This is a genomic window from Clostridium sp. HV4-5-A1G (assembly GCF_900184915.1).
In the GTDB taxonomy this organism is placed as follows: Bacteria; Bacillota; Clostridia; order Clostridiales; family Clostridiaceae; genus Clostridium_B; species Clostridium_B aromativorans.
This window is the reverse complement of the sequence record NZ_FXYI02000204.1, coordinates 1-5,871: the sequence shown is the minus strand read 5'-3', so window position 1 is coordinate 5,871 and position 5,871 is coordinate 1. Positions and strand designations below refer to the sequence as shown.

The following is a 5,871-nucleotide window of genomic DNA, read 5'->3' as shown; positions in this document are numbered from 1 at the left end:
CTCTTATATATACACTAATAATATAATAGTTAACTCAAAATGTAAAGCTATTAAATCTAAATTGATCCTTTTATGAAATAAATGTATAATTTATTTATTGGCGATTAGATTAATAGGGAGGTAATATATTTGGCAATAAGAAAGATATTGCAATTTGGAGATAAATTGCTGAATAGAGTTAGCAGACCAGTGAAAGAAATAGACGATGAAATTCTGAAAATTATAGAAGATCTTAAGGATACTTTAAATAACAGTCCTGACGGTGTTGGCCTCGCTGCTCCTCAAATAGGAATACTCAGGAAAATTGTAGTTATAGACTTAAAAAAAGAAGATTCTAAGCCTATAATTTTAATAAATCCTAAAATAATCAAAAAAACAGGCAGACAGGAAAGTGTAGAAGGATGCCTGAGTTATCCAGGATATGAAGGAGTTGTGATAAGGCCAAAAAAAATCTTAGTGACAAGTCAGGATATAGAGGGCAATGAATTGACTTACAAAGTTGATGGAATTGTATCCAATGTATTTTGCCATGAAATAGATCATTTGTTCGGCATTTTGTATACAGACAGGGCAAAAAAAGTATATAAGGTAAAAGATTCAGATTAATATAATTGGGCAAAAAAATGAAGCTGTCCTATTTTAATACCTTAGGGCAGCTCAATTCATATCCAGTCTAAAAATAATTAAAGATATCTTACAGATATTCCCTTCGAACCAAATAGATTTCCAATTAAAGGCAGCTTAGCTTTTTCATATATGAGTACTTCTTCCTCCATTTCAAGTCCTCTTTCTACATATACATTTATACCCTTATAGTTGTACCTATTAAATATTTTATTGCTTCCTTTAAAATCACTTGAAAATTCTACAGTTATCTCCCGTACTTCCATAGCACAGCATCCTCCGGATGTAGAAACAGTTTTAACTACAAAATCTCCGCCTTTTTCTCTTGCATATTCAAGGGCTCTGTCATCAATAGTCAAGTTCATAATATCAACTCCTTCATTATTTAAATATGGCCGAAAAAATATAATTCCCTTTCTCCGTCAAATACCACATATCCATCTTCTTTTTCTATAAGGGAGCTTTTCAAGAGCTTTTCTATATTTATAGAAAATTTTTCAAGATAATAATTCTTCGATACCGCTATATCCTTATCCTGTATTTTTTGCTTTATAAGTTTTTCTCCATATTTATCCCTATATCTCAATAAAAAATCTGGAAGCCATCGTTTTTTATTGAACTTAAGATAATCATATTTTATTATCTCATTTAATTCAACATTTTTTTCCTTTAAATACTGTTCTTCAAATTCGACAAACACCTTATAATATTCTGCCGATGATATATTTCTAGTTAAATATCCACTATTATAAAAAAACATTCCCAATTCATAATAAAAGTCAAAGGCGGTTTTAAACTTAGTTGTAAAATAATTTAGTATATGTGTAAACTTTCCAGAGTTATAGTACTTATCTACCATCTTCTCTATCCTTTTTAATACAACTAGTTCTTCATAACTTATGTTGTCTGTTTTTAAAACCTCATATGGGGCATAAGGAGAATATACAATTCCCAAATTTTTTGCATCTTTCCTCAGGTCAGATCCCTTTAAAAGTTTTAAAAATCCAAGCTGAATTTCTTCTGGCTTCACAGAATACACATCATTGAATGATTTTTTAAAGGAACTAAAATCCTCTCCCGGAAGTCCTGCTATTAAATCAAGATGCTGTTTTACATTGTGGTTTTTTTCTACTTTTTTCACTTTTCTCTTTATTTCTTGAAACTCAACATGTCTGTTTATATTATTTAGAACCCTGTCATTTGTAGTTTGAACTCCAACTTCAAGTTGAATTCTTCCTGCAGGGGCCCTTTGAAGTAATTCTATTTCATCTTCTGTAAGGATATCTGCCGAGATCTCAAAATGAAAGGTAATATTTGTATCTGTATCTATTATAAATTTCCAGAGTTTCATAGTAAATTCATGGTTGCAGTTAAAAGTCCTGTCTACAAATTTTATAAGTTTTATATTTTTTCTCATTAAAAATTGAAGTTCCGCTTTCACTCTTTCAATATTTAGAAATCTGACACCTGCAGTGGTTGAAGATAAGCAGTATTTACAGTTAAAAGGACATCCTCTGCTGGATTCGTAATATATTATCTTATTTTGAAAATCCTCTTTCACTTTATAGGGAAATACTATTCTGTTCATATCCATTAATCTTCTATATTCATTTAAAATTATTTTGTTATTCCATTTAAAACAAAGTCCATTTATATTCTTAAGCTTTAAAAAATCTGTTTCACTATTTTCTCTACCTGAATTCCTGAAATTTTCTATCTGAAGTTTTACAAATTCGCAGTAAGTTTCTTCTCCCTCTCCTATGATTACGTATTCTCCCGCAGCATCTTTTAAAAATTTACAGCTGTCATAGGAGACCTCCGGACCTCCATATAGAATCTGGATTTTAGGATCAACAAGCTTAATCAGTACAGCCAGAGATTTGATATACTCTATATTCCATATGTAACAGGAAAAAGCTACTATGTTAGGTTTCTCACTTATGATCTCCTCTAAAACTCTATCCAGTATATCATTTATTGTGAACTCCCTTATAACACAATCATAATCAAGTTTCTCGGTATAAGCTCTTAAATATCTTATTGCCAAATTACTGTGAATATATTTTGAGTTCAATGCAGTCAGTAATATCTTCATATGAGTTTCCTATTTACCTCCAAATCACCATAGTTTTCTAATAGGCATCACAAATTACAATTTAGAATTTCGTTTGAAACTAGACAATATTTTTTTCTTGGCCTTTATATAGTAAATTCCATCTGAATTTCTAAAATCTAAAACCTTAAAATAATCTTCCAGCAGCTTTAAAGTATTTTCTTTAGAACTATTTTTTAAAATATTAAAATCCCTTATTTTTATTTTCTTAAGTTTTCCTCCAGGTACTGCTATTTTTATATCTCCACAAAAAATTTTATTATATCCCTTGTCTATATCCCATATATGCAAAAATCCATTTTTATTCAAATATCTATGTATATTCATTATAAAATTTTTCTTTTTAAAATTAAAACAGAGTTTATCAAAAGAAAATAACAGTATACAATTATCATAGTAGTCCTCCATTATATTTTTCCGTTCATCTTTTCCACTTATATATTCGACATTTATGTTATCGTTAAATTGCTTATATACATTATATACTATGCCCTGATTGTCAAGACCTACATCCAGTAAGTTTCCCTTAAATATTTCATTTTCCATATTTATAAATATATTTCTATTCAATCGAATCACTATCCTTTATGAACATATAGTAAAAAATATAATAAAATACATAATATGCTATATACCTATTATATATGTTCTGTAAAAGGAAAAAAAATCCTCCAAGCTATGGAAGAATTTTTAAATTTTTTATTTCATTGAAATATTTAAGCATAAAGCCTGCTGTAGTCCTCTCAGCTTCTTTTATAATAATCATGGATATCCTACCGTATCTTTCCTCTCTGGACTCTATATTTCTGTTTTTTATATAGGTGCTGTTTGCCATTATGGCATTGTTCTTTATAAAATCATCTACTTTATCATACATTATGGGTTCCTCTTCTGTAGTAAAAGAATAATCTGTCATAAGCTTTCCTATTATCCAGAGTTCAAATTTTCTATGACTGTTTAAAAGCTTATTGTTTACATGATGTGGGACTGTAACATCCTGAACAAGATGGCAGGATGCTCCAAAATAAAATAAAGCCCTTTGAATTTCTCTATCTTTCAGAAATTGTAATGATCTATTGTAATATTTCTTACATTCTGTCAGTGCATCTGAAAACCCGTATAGTCCTCTGCCTCTAGTTATATGATAAAAATGATTTGAACTCTTAAAATCTTGATCTGCCCAGGTAACTCCTATATTCAAAGCCTTTACGTATTTTTTAAAAAACTTATATTCTTCCGTATATCCATTGATCTTTAATATTTCTATAGCCTGTATAATTATAAACTTATGAACAGTACAATTTGTCTTCATGATCTTTTTCTTAAGTGGGTTTACTGCAAGGAATATACCTTTAACAGCATTTCCATAAGTTTTTTCAATTCCACGCTTCATCCAATAATAATCTCCTCTTTAAATATACTAATGCACTTTCAAGAATTTTGATTCTTTAAAATCAATATAATTCCAAGTATCACCGTTAAAAGTAAATATAGGTAAATGCTTTTATTTACTTCCGGCTTTACATTAATTTTGCCTCTTTTTATACTATATAAATATCCACTCTCTCCGTCAAGTGTTAACAATGACTTATTGTATATCTTTATACTGGAAATTTTAGAAATATCCTTAAATTTAACTTCTGCTAAAGGGGAACCTGCTCCTCGAAAACTATAGATCATATTATCTGAATTATCATAAAAAAATATACAATCTCTCGATTTTAAATCTCCATTTGCATCTACAGCTAAAGTCCCTATAGTACCTACACTTTTATGCTGATATAATGGAGCCGGAGGATTTGTGCTTGGGTGGTTGTCAAGTATGAACTGCAGTGGTGAACCTTTGACACTCTTGAATTTTGGAGAAGTAACTGGATCACCGCCGCTGTAATCCGGCCATCCATACCATATACTTTTCTCTATATCATATATATAATCCGTATCTCCTATAACAGGCCTGCTCCCTCTATTTTCCATACCTCCAACACTGCATATAAGTTTATTATTACTTGTAAAATCCATACCGCCTATATTTCTTATCCCCCAGGCAAAAGTTTCACTGCTGTCGTTTTTTATATTATATACTATTACGGAGGCATTTCCTGGAAAATGCTGTGGCACTATCTGCCCCTTTAAGCTCTTTGTATTATAACTTTGAAATGCCCCTCTCTTGTACTTTCCGAAATTAATTCCCCTCAAGGTTATATCCTCTGGTGTCACATCATGGGCATAGAAATTCTTCTTAACCCATTTGTTGTCATCCCCCACTACAGCTGAATTAGTTGCAGCCCCTATGGATATATATATATATTCTCCTCTTACTTTTAATAGGCTGTCTTTATAATCTCCATAATTAGGGAGATTGTCTAAAAGAACTGTATTTTTATTTTGTTTCATGTTATAGCAATATATTTTATCTTTCGAAGAATAATATAGGTTATTTTTAAAATAGTCTATACTGTGAATATCCAGCTCAGGATCTTTGAATATATCATAACTCTTTCCATTTTCTTTTATAATCTGTATTTTATTTTTATATGCTATGTAATAATTATTCTTTTCATCCACTGTGAAATCAACTGAGTTCTTTAGCCCACTATATTTCAAACTACAACTTAGAGCGTTGTCTTTCAACTCCACCTGAATTTTGGGATGTGTTTTATCAAAATAAAATTGAATTGCAAAAACTGATGCAGATATAAGCACAAGCATTGATAAAACTTTCAATAATTTTTTCATAAATATAATACTCTCCTCAAATATAGATCCTAAAATATTATATTAAAAAAATTTTCTGCATATGAATGTTTATTTAGAAAGAATACTACAATAATTTGTATGTTATAATTTCGGAAAATTTCACCATGTTACCACCTCTAAAAAATAATTCTAAGCCTCAATAAAAAAATTATTAAAGCTTAGAATTATTCAAATTAAATTAATTTTTAATTTACAGAATTGAGAGCTCTGTTTTGGACAGCCAGCGCGGCTTCTTTGAAAGCTTCATTTATGGTTGGATGAGCATGTATTGTAGTTATAACTTCATCTGCAGTGGCCTCAAGCCTCAGTGCAAGTGCAGCTTCCCCTATGAGATCCGTGGCCCTGGGTGCCATGATGTGAACACCAAGGATTTC

At 30.2% G+C, this 5,871-nt stretch carries 6 protein-coding genes and 1 pseudogene; 1 reads left to right on the top strand and 6 read right to left on the bottom strand.

Annotation, left to right across the window (positions count from 1 at the left end):
- Positions 1-129: 129 nt before the first annotated feature.
- Complete coding sequence (gene def, locus J5G60_RS16075; protein WP_150357992.1) at positions 130-606, top strand: peptide deformylase; 477 nt, start codon at positions 130-132, stop codon at positions 604-606.
- Between the two features lie 77 nt (positions 607-683).
- On the opposite strand, the gene J5G60_RS16070 is transcribed toward def, so the two are convergent.
- The 6 genes and pseudogenes from J5G60_RS16070 to J5G60_RS16045 form a co-directional block, all read right to left on the bottom strand.
- The gene (locus J5G60_RS16070; protein ID WP_150357993.1) at positions 684-989 is read right to left on the bottom strand and encodes a hypothetical protein; all 306 of its coding nucleotides are present in this window, start codon (positions 987-989) and stop codon (positions 684-686) included.
- Positions 990-1,009: 20 nt separating this feature from the next.
- Positions 1,010-2,719: a B12-binding domain-containing radical SAM protein gene (locus tag J5G60_RS16065; protein ID WP_150357994.1), complete on the bottom strand. Its 1,710-nt coding sequence runs from the start codon at positions 2,717-2,719 to the stop codon at positions 1,010-1,012.
- Between the two features lie 54 nt (positions 2,720-2,773).
- Positions 2,774-3,313 (bottom strand): class I SAM-dependent methyltransferase, encoded by a 540-nt coding sequence (locus tag J5G60_RS16060; protein ID WP_179978281.1) that lies wholly within the window; start codon positions 3,311-3,313, stop codon positions 2,774-2,776.
- Between the two features lie 100 nt (positions 3,314-3,413).
- Complete coding sequence (locus J5G60_RS16055; protein WP_150357996.1) at positions 3,414-4,130, bottom strand: zinc dependent phospholipase C family protein; 717 nt, start codon at positions 4,128-4,130, stop codon at positions 3,414-3,416.
- A gap of 38 nt (positions 4,131-4,168) precedes the next feature.
- A complete protein-coding gene (locus J5G60_RS16050; protein WP_150357997.1) occupies positions 4,169-5,476 on the bottom strand; it encodes a hypothetical protein in 1,308 nt (435 codons plus the stop codon).
- 206 nt (positions 5,477-5,682) lie between these two features.
- A pseudogene (locus J5G60_RS16045) lies at positions 5,683-5,871 on the bottom strand (dihydrolipoyl dehydrogenase); the annotation flags it as partial.